Source organism: Blautia faecicola, assembly GCF_004123145.1.
Lineage (GTDB): Bacteria > Bacillota > Clostridia > Lachnospirales > Lachnospiraceae > Oliverpabstia > Oliverpabstia faecicola.
Window position 1 is genome coordinate 3,481,067 of the sequence record NZ_SDKC01000001.1, and the last position, 14,498, is coordinate 3,495,564.

A 14,498-nucleotide genomic window follows, 5' to 3' on the forward strand; every position below is an offset into this window, starting at 1 on the left:
CTTATTATTCTTCTTTCAGGTCGCCCTTCTTTACAGAAGCCACGCAGAAGTCCAGTCTCTCTTCATCACTGTCTTCATCGTCCCCATTCATGCCTGTTACGCTGGATCGGTTCGGATCCACCCCTGCAACTACGGTTACCTTTCCGGTTCCTGCTCCTTTGGATGCTCCCGGTACACGGAAGGTTTCCACATCCAGCGGCTCGATAGATACTTCTTCTGCATGTGTTGCCTGCGGTACCCATTCGTATGGTGCACGGTATGCACGGTAAACCATGTTCATCTTGAAGTTTCCGCCGATATTTTTAAAGTAAGGGTTCACATATTCCCATACGATCTCATGTTCCGGTGTCACTTCGATCAGATGTCCGTCTGATCCTTCGGTAATCAGTGTGTTGCCGTTTGGCAGTCGCTGTGCGGAACTGATGTAGGAGCTGTAGAACTTGGAAGCATCGGTAAATAACAGGTTTCCTGCTTCCAGTGGGGTGTACTGCCAGATGATCTCCAGTGTGATCGGATCAAATTCCAGAACACGGGAGTAATCTCTGTGTGCGTTGTTGTTACCGGTCGGTGCGGACGGGTTCGGGTTACCGTAACCACCTTCACCACCGTTATCGAATACCAGCAGATTGCCTTCTCCCGGCAGACCCTTCGGAATCATGTGGAAATGATGCTGGCCGATGATCCATCCCAGTTTGCGAAGCTCTTTCGTTTTAGAAAAATCAGGTCCGATCTGCCATACGATTTCTCCGGTTTTCTTGCTGATGATCGCCAGAACATTTGCATTTCTCGCATCAAAGATCAGGTTGTCCGGATGGAATCTCTCATCTCCCGCATCGTACCATTTGTTCTCTCCGAGAACAGATACGCAGTTAATGTGCATCCAGTCACCACCGGCTTCTCCGTGAAGTCCCGGATTACGGAACAGAACATTTTTGGCAGCTTCATCAAAATCAAATTCTTCAAAATGATCAGAAGCACGCCAGCTCCACAGAATATTCCCTTCCCAGTCTACTTCGAGGATCTTGTCATCGATCAGTTTTTTATCGGAAATCTCATGATTGTATACATTTTCATGGGTCAGGATGATGGTATTTCCACTGTCGGTTTTCGGTTCGCCGCCCGGATAATAATATCCGACGGTATTTCCTTCTCTCTGGTAATCGTGATGCTGTCTTGCCTGCCAGGTCGGTTCTTTTCCCGGATCTGCGATCAGTTCCGTGTGATCGAATTTCCAGACGATATTTCCGTCATAATCCACCTGCACCAGATCCAGCTGATCCTGATATGCATATTTTCCACCACGCTCTCCGGTAGTTCCCATTACATACCCACCCGGAAGGATCTTGTTCGGAAATCCGCCAAGGCCTGCCCACAGATTCACTTCGTTTCCGTTCATATCGATCAGAAGTGCTCCTTTTGCGGATGGATAGATGGTGTAGCCGTTATACGCTTTCTCTTTGTTATATACTAAAACTCCTGTTGGAAATACAGTTGGATAACCCATATTCTTTTACCTCCTGTGGTCTGCTTTTTATGCCAGTTTTTTAATCTCTTCCTGAATGATCAGCGGATGAACCTCACCCACCAGTCTGTTTTTGATCTCTCCGTTTTTGATAAACAGCAGGGTCGGTACCGCTGAGATATCAAATCTGCTCTGTAACAGTGCTTCCTGATCAATGTTGCATTTTCCGAAGAATACATCGTCTCCTTTTTCTTCGGAAAGTTTATTTAATGCACCCACCAGCTTCTTACAGTGGCTGCATGCGGTGGTGTAGAACTCTACAACCACCGGTTTGTCTTTATTGATTTCCTGGTCAAAATTATTTACGTTCAGTTCCTGTATCATAACTGCGGTTCTCCTTTGTCTCTTATTCGATGGTCACATTATCCGGAAATGCGATTTTGGCCACATCGGTGTTGATAAAATCGCGGACATTGTAATCTTTCGGGAAACTTCCGTGTTCAAATCCCCATTTTTCGATGTCTTCCAGATGTGTCGTTGCTTCCTCGGAAAATCCAGGCTCAAAGCTGTAGTTTTTCCAGTTTTCTTTAAAGTCTTCTGCTTTCAGACCAAGTTTGTCTGCCAGGTATTCTGCAGATTCATCCAGATGATCGTTGATATACTGCGTACTTTCATCGACAGCCTGCAGGAACTTAGCAAGAGTGTCTGTATTTTCTGAAATATATTTGTCGGTTGACAGGAAGTAGGATCCGGTCTGAATACCGATTTTCTGAGAAGTTGCCACCTGTACCCAGCCGGCTTCTTCGATATACTTTGCTTCGGAACCGTTGGCATACACAGCGGATGCACCGCCTTTCTGGATCAGCGCCAGTCTGGTCTGAGAAGAATCGGTGTTAATCAGGTTCTGTTTGCTTTCATCCAGACCCAGATATTCGATGCACTTACTTGCATAGTAGTAAGTTACCGTTCCTTCCTGGTACATGAATCCTGCGGAACCATCCAGGCTCTTCGGATCATCTGCGTATTTCGGATCTACATACAGACCACCGGACAGGGCCGACTGACCACCGGAGATCTGAGAAAAGATCTGCAGGTTTGTGGCATCCAGGGTATTTCCCAGACGATTGACTGCTGCATAATCTGCCATCATTCCGATGTCTGCGGTTCCGTTGACTACCGCATCGATGGTATTGATACCGGCTACAAACTCTGTCGTCTGTAAGTCAATGCCGTATTTTTCAAAAATCCCCTGCCAGAGGCCAATTTCTGTTGCATACTGATCAAGCTGACCGGTCATCACTGCATCTCTCACGGTCACCAGATCTCCACCGGATGAAGATGCTGTTTTGTCTGTTGTCTGTGTGCTGCTATTTCCGCATCCGGCAAGTGTTCCAATGACAAAAACTGCTGCGGCTGCCAAGCTGATGATTCTTTTTTTCATAATAATGTTTCCTCCTCTTTCTAAAGCTGTTTTATGGTTTCCGCGAAACTGCTTTCTCCTCATATCGCAATCTCGCAGGTATTTTTCTCTTCCGGATTCCTACGCTTTTCTCACTCCGAAATGTTTTAAGAACGTACAACCGAAAAGCTGAAGCAGACGGTCTGCAACGAATCCGATCAATGCCAGAGTAACGATTCCTGCGAATGCCCAGGCTGTTTTGTAGTACATCTTGGAACTCTGGATCAGATATCCAAGACCGTCATTGCCAACCAGCATCTCTGCTGCGATCACACAGATGATACTGCTGCTGAGTCCCAGCCGGATACCGGTGAAGATATTCGGAACTGCGGAAGGCAGTACCACGGTGAAAAACACTCTCAGTCGGCTGGCGCCCATACAGGATGCAGCCTCCATCAGAGAATGATCGGTAGCAACCACTCCTGCGATCGTGTTGACCAGCACCTGAAAAAATGCCGCATACAGGATCAGTGCTACTTTGGAAGTGTCATCCACACCAAACCACATCAGAAACAGTGATGTCAGTGCGATAGCCGGGATAAAGCGAAACAGGCTCAGAATCGGCTCTATGATCCAGCGGAACGGTTTGAAATGTCCGACCACCAGTCCGATCGGTACCGCAATAACTACCGCCAGTCCCCAGCCTTTCAGTACACGGCTTACGGATGCTGCGATGTCCGCCCACAGTGTACCGTTGCTTACCAGTTCCCTGATCGCTGCCCAGGTCTCTGCCGGACTTGGGAGGAAAATCTCATCATACTGTAAGGATCCCAGTCCCCAGAACAGAAAAACGATCAGCCAGGAGACGATTCCTGTTTTGATAACCTTCAAAGGCAGATCCCAACTGCCTGTCTTTTTTGTATTTGCTTTCTGTGATGCCATAGCTTTCTGCCTCCTTCCTAGATATAATACATACTGGATATATCCAGTCCTTTGTTTGTCAGTGTTGTTGTTGTCTTATCATCAAAGACATACATCTGATTGATGACTACCCATACTTTGTCGCCGCTCTTTAACGGTCCGTTGACCAGCGGTGAATTCGTTCTCAGTGTGATGCCCCGGATATTTAACAGTACCTCAAAGTAATTACCCCGGAAAATACTCTGTTCTACGGTAGCATGTTCATAGATCGAACTTTCTTCGGTTATATCTTTCGGATTCTTGATCTCTACGAATTCCGGTCGGATGATCGCTTTCGTATCCGGTCCGATCGAATCAAATCCTTTTAATTTTCCATAATCTTCAATGATCGAAGATTTTCCGATAAACTGTGCCACAAACGGTGTCTTCGGATGCAGATAAATCTCCACCGGATCTCCCATCTGCTCTACGCGGCCCTCATTAGTGATGATGATCTCATCCGCCACCTCGATCGCCTCGTCCTGATCATGTGTTACGAAAATACTGGTGATTCCGATCTTATCGATCGTCTCTCTTAACCAGGTACGAAGCTCCTGTCGAACTTTCGCGTCGATTGCTGCAAACGGTTCATCCAGAAGCAGCAGTTCCGGATTCGGTGCCAGTGCTCTCGCCAGCGCGATTCGCTGTCTCTGACCACCGGAGAGCTGATCCGGATATCTCTTTTCCAGCCCCGGAAGCCCTACCAGATCCAGCAGCTCGGTTACTCTCTGTTTGATAAATTTCTTATCTTTCTTCTGGATCTTTAACCCATAAGCGATGTTGTCATATACCGTAAGATAAGGAAATAATGCGTAATTCTGAAATACGAATCCGATTCCTCTCTGACTCGAAGGAAGGTCGTTCACCACATTTCCGTTAATACAGATATCACCGGAATCCTGATGCTCCAGCCCGGCAAGCATTCGGAGGATCGTTGTTTTTCCACTTCCGGATGGTCCGAGAAGACCAACCAGTTTTCCTTTTTCAATTGCAAAGTTCACCTCTTTCGATGCCTGAAAATCACCGAAAGATTTATTGATATTTTTTAATTCAATATACATAGCTTGTCGTCCTTTTCTCTCTCCTGTGCCTGTTTTTGTATTACCTATTATTCCTATCGAATTAGTATGTTGTATTCGTTGTAGAGATAATATCACTTATACGTTTTTATGTCAATAAATGTAGTTATAGGAATTTTTTAGGATTGGTTATAGGTTTTATCTATAGCAAAGAATGTGCCTTGGCAATTTCCTGTAAAGTGAAAAAGATCCCGTACAGTTTTATCCTCACCTGTACGGGATCTTTTCTATATGTTTTCTTTATTTTGCTCTCGCCATAGCCTCCTGATAATCTTTCGTATCCACGAAGATCTCTTCTTTCCATGGGTTCTTCTTCTGTGCTTTTGCTCTCTTTAATATATAAGCAAATACGAACACGTTCACAGCAAAGGATACTACCGAGATCAGTCCCTGTGCTGTCGGACTGGCAACGGTCGGCATGGTGCTTCCCATCGCTGCTGCGATACCGCCTTCACCGTAAACAGAGGTTACGGTTGTAAAGTGACTCGCATCCTGAAACAGCGGGAACACCTGCGCAAACATGCACCACAGTGCCAGGGTATTTGCACGGTTCTGGATCCAGCCGCCTTTATTCCACAGTGCTGCTGCGAAGGTCGGTGCCAGAAGCAGTGCCAGACCACAGTACCAGGAATGGGTCGGCAGGTTCAGGTAAGTATACTGGAAGTTCCAGATATCATAAGCCAGAACGTATACCCAGATCATATCCGGCCACAGCATATCCTGTTTGTTTTTGGAAGAATAGATACCCCACCATCCGGTCATACAAACAATATTGAAAAGCCCTGCCAGACCGTTCAGTACATTCCACCAGCCGCCGTACAGCCATACGCCTTCCGATGACATCCACCAGCCACCTGCCAGGGAACCTGCACGGATCGCAGATTCAAAGTCAGATGCCACTGCGATCAGGATGTTGATTGCTACGATCACAAACGGAAATGCTTTGAACCAGTGTGCTTTTCCCAGTTTTCCCCAGTGGTACTTCAGGATCATGAATCCGATACATCCTGCGGTTGCCGCATACAGCTTCGCATAGTGGAACCAGCTGTTCATATGTACGTAAGTATCATTGTTCAGCGCCCATTCCGCACCGGATGCTGCTCCGATATAGATCGCGATAAAGTACACAGACAATACCGCCGGGAGCACCAGGAAACATGCGATTCCTCCCCATTTCGACCGCCTTGCGATCTCATTCATAATTACCAGTCCTGCAAAGACGAACAGCCAGCCAAGCAGCTGCCATCCTGCTGTTTCTCCATAAATCTGAAAAAACATACACTCACTCTCCTTTTTCTTACGCGGAATCTTTATTCCACTTCTATTTCCTTAATGTTAAATTCACTCCCCTGCAAAAGATACGTGTGTTCGCTGCCACAGTGCGGACAGATCTTTCCGTATTCTATGGTCGGATAGGTCTTCTCACATTCCTCACAGTATGTAATCGCAGGAAGTGTCTCCACAATAAGTTCCGCTTCCTCAAACAGCGGCCGTTTCTTCGCCGCCCACGTCCAGCAGTTTAGCAGGTAAGATCCGATCACCGTCGAGACCTCCCCAAGTTCCAGCACTACCTTCCGTATTTTTTCCACTTCATTCTCCTTTGCCACCTTTTCCAGATGATCCATGATATGAAAGGTCACGCCAAGTTCATGCATATCTGCATTCTCCTATTTCTTCTTCGCAAACTTCACTTTGATGGACTGTTTCACCATATTCGGAAGAATATACTTCAGTTTATCCTCAGATGCCCGCATCACAGACGCTCCCGGAATCTCTCTGTGCAGATGAATAGCATCAAAGACACATTTTGTGGTACATACTCCACAGCCGATACATTTATTCGGATCCACCACAGAAGCTCCACAGGACAGACAACGGGAAGTTTCTGCTTTCACCTGTTCTTCCGTCAGGCTGTGAGACAGATCACGGAAGGTCGCTGCCTGCGCTTTTTCATCTGCTTTCGCCGGGATCTGGCGTTTGGATGTATCGTAACTGTCCACGGAAATATTGTTTTTATCCAGCTCCACAAAATCACGACGGTTTCTTCCGATGGTCAGGGTACAGTTTTCATGTACATAACGGTGCAGGGAAATCGCACCCTCCCGTCCTGCTGCGATCGCATCGATGGCAAATCTCGGTCCTGTATACACATCTCCGCCGACGAAAATATCCGGTTTCGAGGTCTGATAGGTCAGTTTGTTTGCCAGTGCGCCGCCGTTCGGCCGTCTCTTCAGATCCAGATTATCCAGCATATTGCCCCATTCGATCGCCTGTCCTACGGAGAAGATCACATGCTTACACGGTATGGTCACGGTCTGTTCTTCATCGTATTCCGGTGAAAATCTTCCCTGTTCATCCAGTACACGGATACATTTTTTAAATACCACACCGGCCACTTTTCCGTCTTCTTCCAGCACTTCTTTCGGTCCCCAGCCGCAGTTCAGCTCGATACTTTCTTCCAGTGCTTCCGCAATCTCTTCCTTACTTGCCGGCATATTTTCCCGCTGTTCCAGACAGAACATGGAGATCTTCGCATCCACACAGCGACTGCTGATTCTTGCCGCATCGATGGCTACATTACCACCGCCGACAACCACAACATCACCTTCAAGCGCAAAGCTTTCTTTCGCTCCCGCTTCCCGCAGGAAATCAACGGCTGCATAAGTACCTTTTGCATTTTCTCCTGTGATACCCGGTTTTCTTCCACGCTGGCATCCGATCGCCACGTAGAAACCTTTGTATCCCTGTTCACGCAGCTCTTCGATCGTAATATCTTTTCCGATCTCCACGCCACAGCGGATCTCCACGCCAAGCTCCCGAATCACATCGATCTCTGCTGCCAGAAGATCTTTTTCTAATTTATAGGAAGGAATTCCGTAACGAAGCATACCGCCCGGTTCCTCATTTTTCTCGAAAATAGTCGGTTTGTATCCGGTCAGCGCCAGATAATATGCACAGGAAAGTCCCGCCGGACCGGCACCGATGATGGCGATCTTCTCATCAAATCCACCTTTCAGGGACGGAATCGTCTTTTTCGGGATATATCTCGTCTCCGCATTCAGGTCACGTTCTGCCAGGAATCGTTTTACTTCATCGATGGCTACCGCCTCATCGATGGTTCCTCTGGTACATGCATCCTCACATCTGCGGTTACATACATGTCCACAGACTGCCGGTAACGGATTATCCTTCTTAATTAATGCCAGTGCGTCATCATAACGTCCTTCTTTTGCCAGTTTCAGATAGCCCTGTACGGCAACATGCGCCGGACAGGCAGTTTTACATGGTGCAGTACCGGTATCGTAACAATTGATCCGGTTCACATCACGATAATTATGGGACCACATATGCTCACCCCACGGCTGCTCAGACGGAAGAGGGATCCGCGGATATTGCACTTCGCATCCCTCTTTGTCACACAGCTTCTGACCCAGTTTTACCGCACCTGCCGGACAGAATTCCACACATTTTCCGCAGGCTACACAGTTGGCTTTTTCTACTTTCGCCACGTAAGCGGAACGGGACATATTCGGGGTGTTAAAGAGCTGGGAGGTACGCAGTGCATAACAGACATTCACATTACAGTTACAAATCGCAAAGATCTTATTTGCACCATCGATGTTTGTAATCTGGTGCACAAATCCGTTGTCCTCTGCTGCCTTCAGGATCTCCAGTGCTTCCGCTTTGTCGATATAGCGTCCGTCTTTCTGTGTTTCCACTACATAATCTGCCATATCTCCGACGGCGATACACCAGCCTTCCGGATCGTCCGCGCAGCCCTCTCCGTGGGTCAGGCGGGAACGACGGCAGGAACACGGGCTTGCCGCGTATTTTCCCTCATATTTGTTCAGCCAGTGGGAAATATGTTCCAGATCTACGGATTCATTTTCCATCTCGATTGCTTTTTCCACCGGGATAACATGCATACCGATACCGGCACCGCCTTCCGGCACGAACGGTGTGATCTTCTCCAGCGGCAGACGGGACATATGTTCAAAGAAAGTTCCCATCTCCGGGTTAGAGTCCAGGATGTTTGCGTTCATGTTGAAAAATTCTGCACATCCCGGTACATACATCGGTAACACATACTGTTTTTCGTGCTTCGGATTCTCCCAGTTGTATTCCAGAAGACCTTTTCTTGACATTTCTTCCAGCAGCGCTTCACATTTTTTCTCTTCCAGACCGGAGAGTTTCACGATCTCTGCCAGTGTCTTCGGTTTTCTCACACCAAGTTTTACTGCCAGTTCTGCTTCCTCATCGGTAAGCACGCCGGCAAGTCCCCAGTACTCCGGATCGTTTCTGGTAATCTTTTTCAATCCCAGTTTCTGTGGAATCCGGTCTGTGATCTTTTTGCCCAGTTTCGCGATCGGCTCCCGGAACGGTTCGTTCGGATCCGGGGTGAATTCCGGATAGACATAATCCGGATACAGCTCTTTATCCAGTTCTTTCTTCATTTTCATCCTCCTACACAGCGCCAGCCTTCTTATCTCCTTTCGGACAGACCGTCCGATATCGCTGAGTTTGAATAGCCGACACTTCCCTTTTGTCACTGTCATATCATCTCAGACACCGGTTTTCCATGCATTTACCTGCGCAGCCAGCCACTCGGCCCACGCATCCATGCCTTCCCCTGTCTTCGCACTGATTGGAAATACTTTCGCCTGTGGATTTCTCTGATGGATATACTCTTTCACCTGTTCCATGTCAAAATCAAAATAAGGCAGTACATCGATCTTGTTGATCAGCACCGCATCACAGATCCGAAACATCAGCGGATATTTCAGCGGTTTGTCATGTCCCTCCGGTACGGAAAGGATCATCACATTTTTCGATGCGCCCGTATCAAATTCTGCCGGACAGACCAGATTTCCCACATTTTCCAGGATCGCCAGATCCACATCGTCCACGCCAAGACCCTCCACACCCTGTCGGGTCATCTCCGCATCCAGGTGGCACATACCCCCGGTATGCAGCTGGATCGATTTGGCCCCTGTTTCTGCAATCGCCTTTGCATCCACATCCGAATCGATATCTGCCTCCATCACACCGATCCGGAACCGATCCCTTAACCGCTCGATTGTTCCTTTCAGTGTTGTAGTCTTTCCGGATCCCGGTGAAGACATCAGATTCATCAGAAATACTCCCTGTTCTTTTAACTCCCGGCGAAGGTTATCCGCCTGTCGGTCATTATCTGCAAATACGCTCTCCTTGATCTCAAGGACTCTTACCTCTTTCACGCTTCTCTTATCCCTTTCATGATAATCTGTACCATCTCTTCTTTTCCCTGTTCGTAGGTCAGCCCGTTCTTGTAGAGAATATCACTCTCCAGAAAGCAGGTTACCGTTCCCCGGATCATCGCCATAACGACCGGTTTCGAGATATCCTTCCGGATCTTTCCTTCTCTTATCCCCTTCTCCAAGTACTGTTCAGCAAGTGCCCAGCCCTGATTGACTGCTTCCATCAGGTACTTGTACTGTTTCGGATATTTCTGTGCCAGTTCGAAGATCCTGCTCAGCCCAATATTATAATATTTCGTAGGAAGCGCACAAAACAGCCGCTCCAGCTTCTCCAGCGTATCCAGGCTGCCATCCCGCTCGATCTCCTCTCTCATCTCGGTAAAGTCCCCGGCATATCGATCCGCGATCGCCACCAGAACTTCCTGCTTGCTCTCGAACACGGTATAGATGGTTTTTTTACTGATCCCCAACGCTTTCGCTACATCATTCATCGTAAATTTCAAACCATTTTTCGTAAATTCCTCGATGGCCGTATCAATGATTTTTTCTCTCATTTTTCTCTCCTGTTTTGAATACAATCATATGTCAGCGAAAAGAAACCCGGAAACCCAAAATAGTTTTCTGGTTTCCATTATTGTAGCATGGTGGGTGACTGTTGGTCAATTTGGCATAATTGACAAAAATTTCACATTGTTTTTATGCAAAAGAGCGTTCACAGCTTTACAAAATTATTTGAAATATGGAATAAAGCAAAAGATATGTCTCTTAAAATGTGATACTAAAACTTCTATAGATTAAATAAATCGCTATGTGTACCCGTGCGGGTAAGTGCAAGGACGAGAATATCATTTTCATAACGATAAATCAGAAGCCAATCCGGCTGAATATGGCACTCTCTGTGTCCAGACCATTCACCGGATAAAGGATGATCCTTATGTCTCGGATCTAATGGCTCACCATTGGCGAGTCTGGTAACAACATCTTTTAAAAGATCCATGTTCAGTCCTCGCCGTCTGGCCAACTTGTAATCTTTTTTAAATTGTGTCGTGTTTTTTATTTCGTATCTGGTCATTCATCAAGGTCTGCAAAAAATTTATCTACATCATGATACCCTTTCACTGTAGCATCTTTTGCAATCCTTTCTGCCTCAAGCATTGCTGAGACGGTTTCCTGACTCGGGGAACCTTCTGTTATTTTAAAAGGTATTCCTCTTTCACGCAAAGACTGACGAACAAAAATATTAAACGCTGTGCTGAGATTCATACCAAGTTCCTCATAAAGAGCTTCCGCAGCAGCCTTTACCTTACTGTCCATACGAATACAAACATTACTGGTTGAAGATTTCGCCATATAACTTCTCCTTTCTTATTTATATTCTTATTGTATAGTATTTGCACAAAATTATCAATGCATTGTATATATTTTCTTTATTTACTTAACACTTTGGATATTACAATTCCATTTTATTAAGCTTATCATATTTTGCGTAACAAAAAAGATATCTGGAATGTTTATTTACCGACATACCAGATATCTCTTTCCCTCTATTACTCTATTTGTGTACCCACGGCATCTCCGTCATCCGCAGATTTGTGTATCCATACGGCTGCAGTTCTTTGTCTTCTGCCTCCCCGAGCGCCGTTCTTCCCTCCGGCACTACCGCGCAGATTCCGTTTTTCTCCTTCCATAAAACCTTCGCCATCTTCGTCCGAAGTTTCACCGGAGGATGTTCGACAGAGAATGGATATTCACCGATCTCTCCCTGTATCAGTTCCAATTCATCCGAACAGAATCCATAATTCCAGTTCGAAACCGGGGACATTTCGTAATCGCAGTATGGTGCTTTTCTTTCCACACCGTCCCGGATGTATTCCAGTTTTTCTACTCTCGCCTCGATCGGCACGCCAGCGGAATAAAACCATCCAGCCAGTAAGGCACTCTCTCCCATCCGTCCTTATCCCCGCCGATCCACTTGCTGTCTCTGATATCCGGCCAGATCAGATCCAGATGCCCGGATAACCCTTCCGCCTGGATCTCAAGCTGACGCCTCAACCATCCTTCCGGCTTTATCTCTTTTGTCGTTAAAAATGAAAATTCAGGTTTTCGCATACTTTTACCCCCACAGTAACTTTGCCCAATACAATTTGTTTGTAACTGTAGCAATTATAGCATCTATCCGACTCATCCGACAGCGATTTTCTCCTAAAAACCCACTTCCATCCCGTCCCATGCAACTTCAAAATTATCCACAGCTGCAAGTTCGGTCATTTCCCGGTAAAGCATCTGACCGTTATGCGAAAAATGCACACAGATCCATCTGGTATCCGGAGTTGTACATCCCAATTCCTCCAGTCTTTTTTTCACAGCAACATTGTCTTCATAATTCATATGGCTGAAATTCGAAGGGGTCCTGCCCATCGTACAATCCAGACTGACGCAGTCCAGCGTTCTGCCTTTGAGAAATTCCCAGACCTCATCGTAAAACATGCTGCTGTCATTTCCATAAAGGATTGTTTTCCCGTTATGTTCGATCAGATAGATGAGTGCTGTTTCTGTCCGCATATGTCTGGATGGCAGTGGATATATGGTATAATCTTCTATCTTAAATTTTTCAAATGGAGTCAGTTCATGAAACTGCATATAGTTCCAGACTTCGGGAACAGAAAATCGGTCGGAAAATTCTTTTAAAAGATTTCCGACAACAGAGTTTCCATAGATATGTAACACTTTCGCTCCCATATCATGCCCATACTCGGACATACGCATCAGCAGATCAAACGGATAAAAATGATCATCATGAGAATGTGTGATCAACAGATGCTCAATACTGGAAAAATCCATATTATAGTGCAGAATGTGAAGGTAACTGTCTGCCGGAAAATCAATTAACAGCTTTTCGTCAATGATCGCCTGCGAGCGGGTTCTGATTTCCCTCCCGCCTCTTTTTCTGGCTTCCTTACAAATATCACATCGGCAGAACAATGCAGGAATCCCTTCTGCAGCCGCTGTCCCAAGATATTTTATTTTCATATTCAAAGCTCTCCTTACTCTTCTATTCAGACTTCTTTTGCCCAGTATTTTTCTGTCAGAAAATCCGTTCTCTTTCCGATCCGCCGCAACTCTTCTCCTGCCTCCTGATCTCCGCAGGCATATGCTTTCATCAGTCTTCCTTCTTCAAAACACAGTTCATCATGTAACGGCATATACTCGGTAACAAGAAATAATACAAACTCAAGTGCTCTGTTCTCTCCATATACTCTTGGAAGTGGTTCCCCCGGATACTGTTCCAGTACAACCGCACGGCGCGCTTTTACAGCATCAATCAATGCGTCTTTGGTACATTCTTCTGAAAGCACGATCATCTTTGACAATCCAAACCAAGGGGAATTTACTGTTCCGTGAGAATCACTGCTTCCGACAACCGGTACGACATTTCCCTCTTCTCTCATCTGCTGCCACAGACTGATCTGCAGCTGATTTTCTTCCAGCGACTGTCCGCAGGTCAGTTCCAGCGCATCAAACGGATGGGTCTGTAACAGATATCGGTACATATCCCGACGGATATGATACGCTTCGTCCTGGATCCAGCAGGGATGCGCCATAATCGCCATACCGCCTGCTTCTCTTATGTTCCGGTAAACCCACAGCAGAGAAGCATATTCCCGGGTATTCAGCCCCTCCGGGATCTCCAGTTTGTTTTCTATTTCATCTACTTCCCGCTCATATTTTTCAGGATCCTCCCGGAAGATCTGGTTTATACTGTATGTACCGCCAAAATGCACCGTATGGCAGTTATTTTTTGGTGGATGTACTTCTTCTCCTGCGAACAACTGAAAACTCATCGGTATATCCGAAAATGCCCGGATTGCCTCCTGCGCAGGCTCATACTGTCCATGGTCTGTAATCGACAGAAAATCAAATCCTGACTTTCTGTAATTTGCCGCTACAATCGCAGGTCCTTCCTTTCCATCCGACCGGCACGTATGGCAATGCATATCTCCACGATACGGACGCAATTTAAAATAATCCGGTTTTACAGAATATACCCGCAATTCACAACAATTTGTCCAGACACCGTCTTCCTGAATCTGTAACAGTACTACATATTGTTCTTCCTGTGTAAACCGATACCGAAACTGCAAATTCCCGTTGCAGTGTTGTACATCCAGCGCTTCATAACCTTTATCTGAACAATTAAGCAGCGTCTCATTCATCGGTATGATCTTCACCCGATACTTCTTTTTTTCATCAAATGCCGCATGCACTCCCAGTGGACGGATGGTAATCTCCGCTTCCCGTTCCGTACACAGGATTTTCGGGAAAATATCATAATATTCCAGTGTTGTTTTCATTCTTTCTCC

Annotated in this window: 16 protein-coding genes; all 16 read right to left on the reverse strand. The window is 46.3% G+C overall.

Translation table 11 applies throughout. The features are described from left to right. Nucleotides 1-4: 4 nt before the first annotated feature. The 16 genes from ETP43_RS15655 to ETP43_RS15730 all read right to left on the reverse strand — a co-directional run bounded on the left by ETP43_RS15655 (nucleotide 5) and on the right by ETP43_RS15730 (nucleotide 14,489). Entirely contained in the window at nucleotides 5-1,504 is a 1,500-nt protein-coding gene (locus ETP43_RS15655; protein ID WP_129259216.1) for an aryl-sulfate sulfotransferase, read from the reverse strand. Between the two features lie 27 nt (nucleotides 1,505-1,531). Continuing rightward, nucleotides 1,532-1,846, reverse strand: coding sequence for a thioredoxin family protein (locus ETP43_RS15660; RefSeq protein WP_118618928.1), 315 nt, complete (start codon nucleotides 1,844-1,846; stop codon nucleotides 1,532-1,534). A 22-nt stretch (nucleotides 1,847-1,868) separates the two neighbouring features. After that, entirely contained in the window at nucleotides 1,869-2,903 is a 1,035-nt protein-coding gene (locus ETP43_RS15665) for an ABC transporter substrate-binding protein (RefSeq protein WP_164979754.1), read from the reverse strand. 99 nt (nucleotides 2,904-3,002) lie between these two features. Beyond that, nucleotides 3,003-3,803: an ABC transporter permease gene (locus tag ETP43_RS15670; RefSeq protein ID WP_129259220.1), complete on the reverse strand. Its 801-nt coding sequence runs from the start codon at nucleotides 3,801-3,803 to the stop codon at nucleotides 3,003-3,005. 17 nt (nucleotides 3,804-3,820) lie between these two features. Continuing rightward, nucleotides 3,821-4,882 (reverse strand): sulfate/molybdate ABC transporter ATP-binding protein, encoded by a 1,062-nt coding sequence (locus ETP43_RS15675; RefSeq protein ID WP_129259222.1) that lies wholly within the window; start codon nucleotides 4,880-4,882, stop codon nucleotides 3,821-3,823. 258 nt (nucleotides 4,883-5,140) lie between these two features. Next, nucleotides 5,141-6,178: a DUF5692 family protein gene (locus ETP43_RS15680; protein ID WP_129259224.1), complete on the reverse strand. Its 1,038-nt coding sequence runs from the start codon at nucleotides 6,176-6,178 to the stop codon at nucleotides 5,141-5,143. A gap of 32 nt (nucleotides 6,179-6,210) precedes the next feature. Beyond that, nucleotides 6,211-6,555 carry a hydrogenase maturation nickel metallochaperone HypA gene (locus ETP43_RS15685; RefSeq protein WP_129259226.1) on the reverse strand — a complete coding sequence of 115 codons (345 nt, stop codon included), beginning with the start codon at nucleotides 6,553-6,555 and terminating at the stop codon, nucleotides 6,211-6,213. 12 nt (nucleotides 6,556-6,567) lie between these two features. Beyond that, the gene (locus ETP43_RS15690) at nucleotides 6,568-9,354 is read right to left on the reverse strand and encodes an FAD-dependent oxidoreductase (RefSeq protein WP_129259228.1); all 2,787 of its coding nucleotides are present in this window, start codon (nucleotides 9,352-9,354) and stop codon (nucleotides 6,568-6,570) included. A 108-nt stretch (nucleotides 9,355-9,462) separates the two neighbouring features. Next, nucleotides 9,463-10,137, reverse strand: a complete 675-nt coding sequence (gene hypB / locus ETP43_RS15695) for a hydrogenase nickel incorporation protein HypB (RefSeq protein WP_129259231.1) — start codon at nucleotides 10,135-10,137, stop codon at nucleotides 9,463-9,465. Beyond that, the gene (locus ETP43_RS15700; RefSeq protein ID WP_129259233.1) at nucleotides 10,134-10,691 is read right to left on the reverse strand and encodes a TetR/AcrR family transcriptional regulator; all 558 of its coding nucleotides are present in this window, start codon (nucleotides 10,689-10,691) and stop codon (nucleotides 10,134-10,136) included. The genes hypB and ETP43_RS15700 overlap by 4 nt, the downstream gene beginning before the upstream one ends. Nucleotides 10,692-10,924: 233 nt before the next feature. Beyond that, nucleotides 10,925-11,209 (reverse strand): type II toxin-antitoxin system YafQ family toxin, encoded by a 285-nt coding sequence (locus ETP43_RS15705; protein WP_117525200.1) that lies wholly within the window; start codon nucleotides 11,207-11,209, stop codon nucleotides 10,925-10,927. Next, nucleotides 11,206-11,487 (reverse strand): type II toxin-antitoxin system RelB/DinJ family antitoxin, encoded by a 282-nt coding sequence (locus tag ETP43_RS15710; protein ID WP_117525201.1) that lies wholly within the window; start codon nucleotides 11,485-11,487, stop codon nucleotides 11,206-11,208. Before ETP43_RS15710 ends, ETP43_RS15705 begins: the two co-directional genes overlap by 4 nt. Before the next feature lie 202 nt (nucleotides 11,488-11,689). After that, a complete protein-coding gene (locus ETP43_RS15715) occupies nucleotides 11,690-12,085 on the reverse strand; it encodes a hypothetical protein (protein ID WP_164979755.1) in 396 nt (131 codons plus the stop codon). Further along, a complete protein-coding gene (locus ETP43_RS15720; RefSeq protein ID WP_181951954.1) occupies nucleotides 12,019-12,246 on the reverse strand; it encodes a hypothetical protein in 228 nt (75 codons plus the stop codon). Before ETP43_RS15720 ends, ETP43_RS15715 begins: the two co-directional genes overlap by 67 nt. Nucleotides 12,247-12,339: 93 nt before the next feature. After that, nucleotides 12,340-13,167: an MBL fold metallo-hydrolase gene (locus ETP43_RS15725; protein WP_129259237.1), complete on the reverse strand. Its 828-nt coding sequence runs from the start codon at nucleotides 13,165-13,167 to the stop codon at nucleotides 12,340-12,342. Nucleotides 13,168-13,193: 26 nt separating this feature from the next. Further along, nucleotides 13,194-14,489, reverse strand: coding sequence for a PHP domain-containing protein (locus ETP43_RS15730; protein WP_118618953.1), 1,296 nt, complete (start codon nucleotides 14,487-14,489; stop codon nucleotides 13,194-13,196). Between the last annotated feature and the right edge of the window lie 9 nt (nucleotides 14,490-14,498).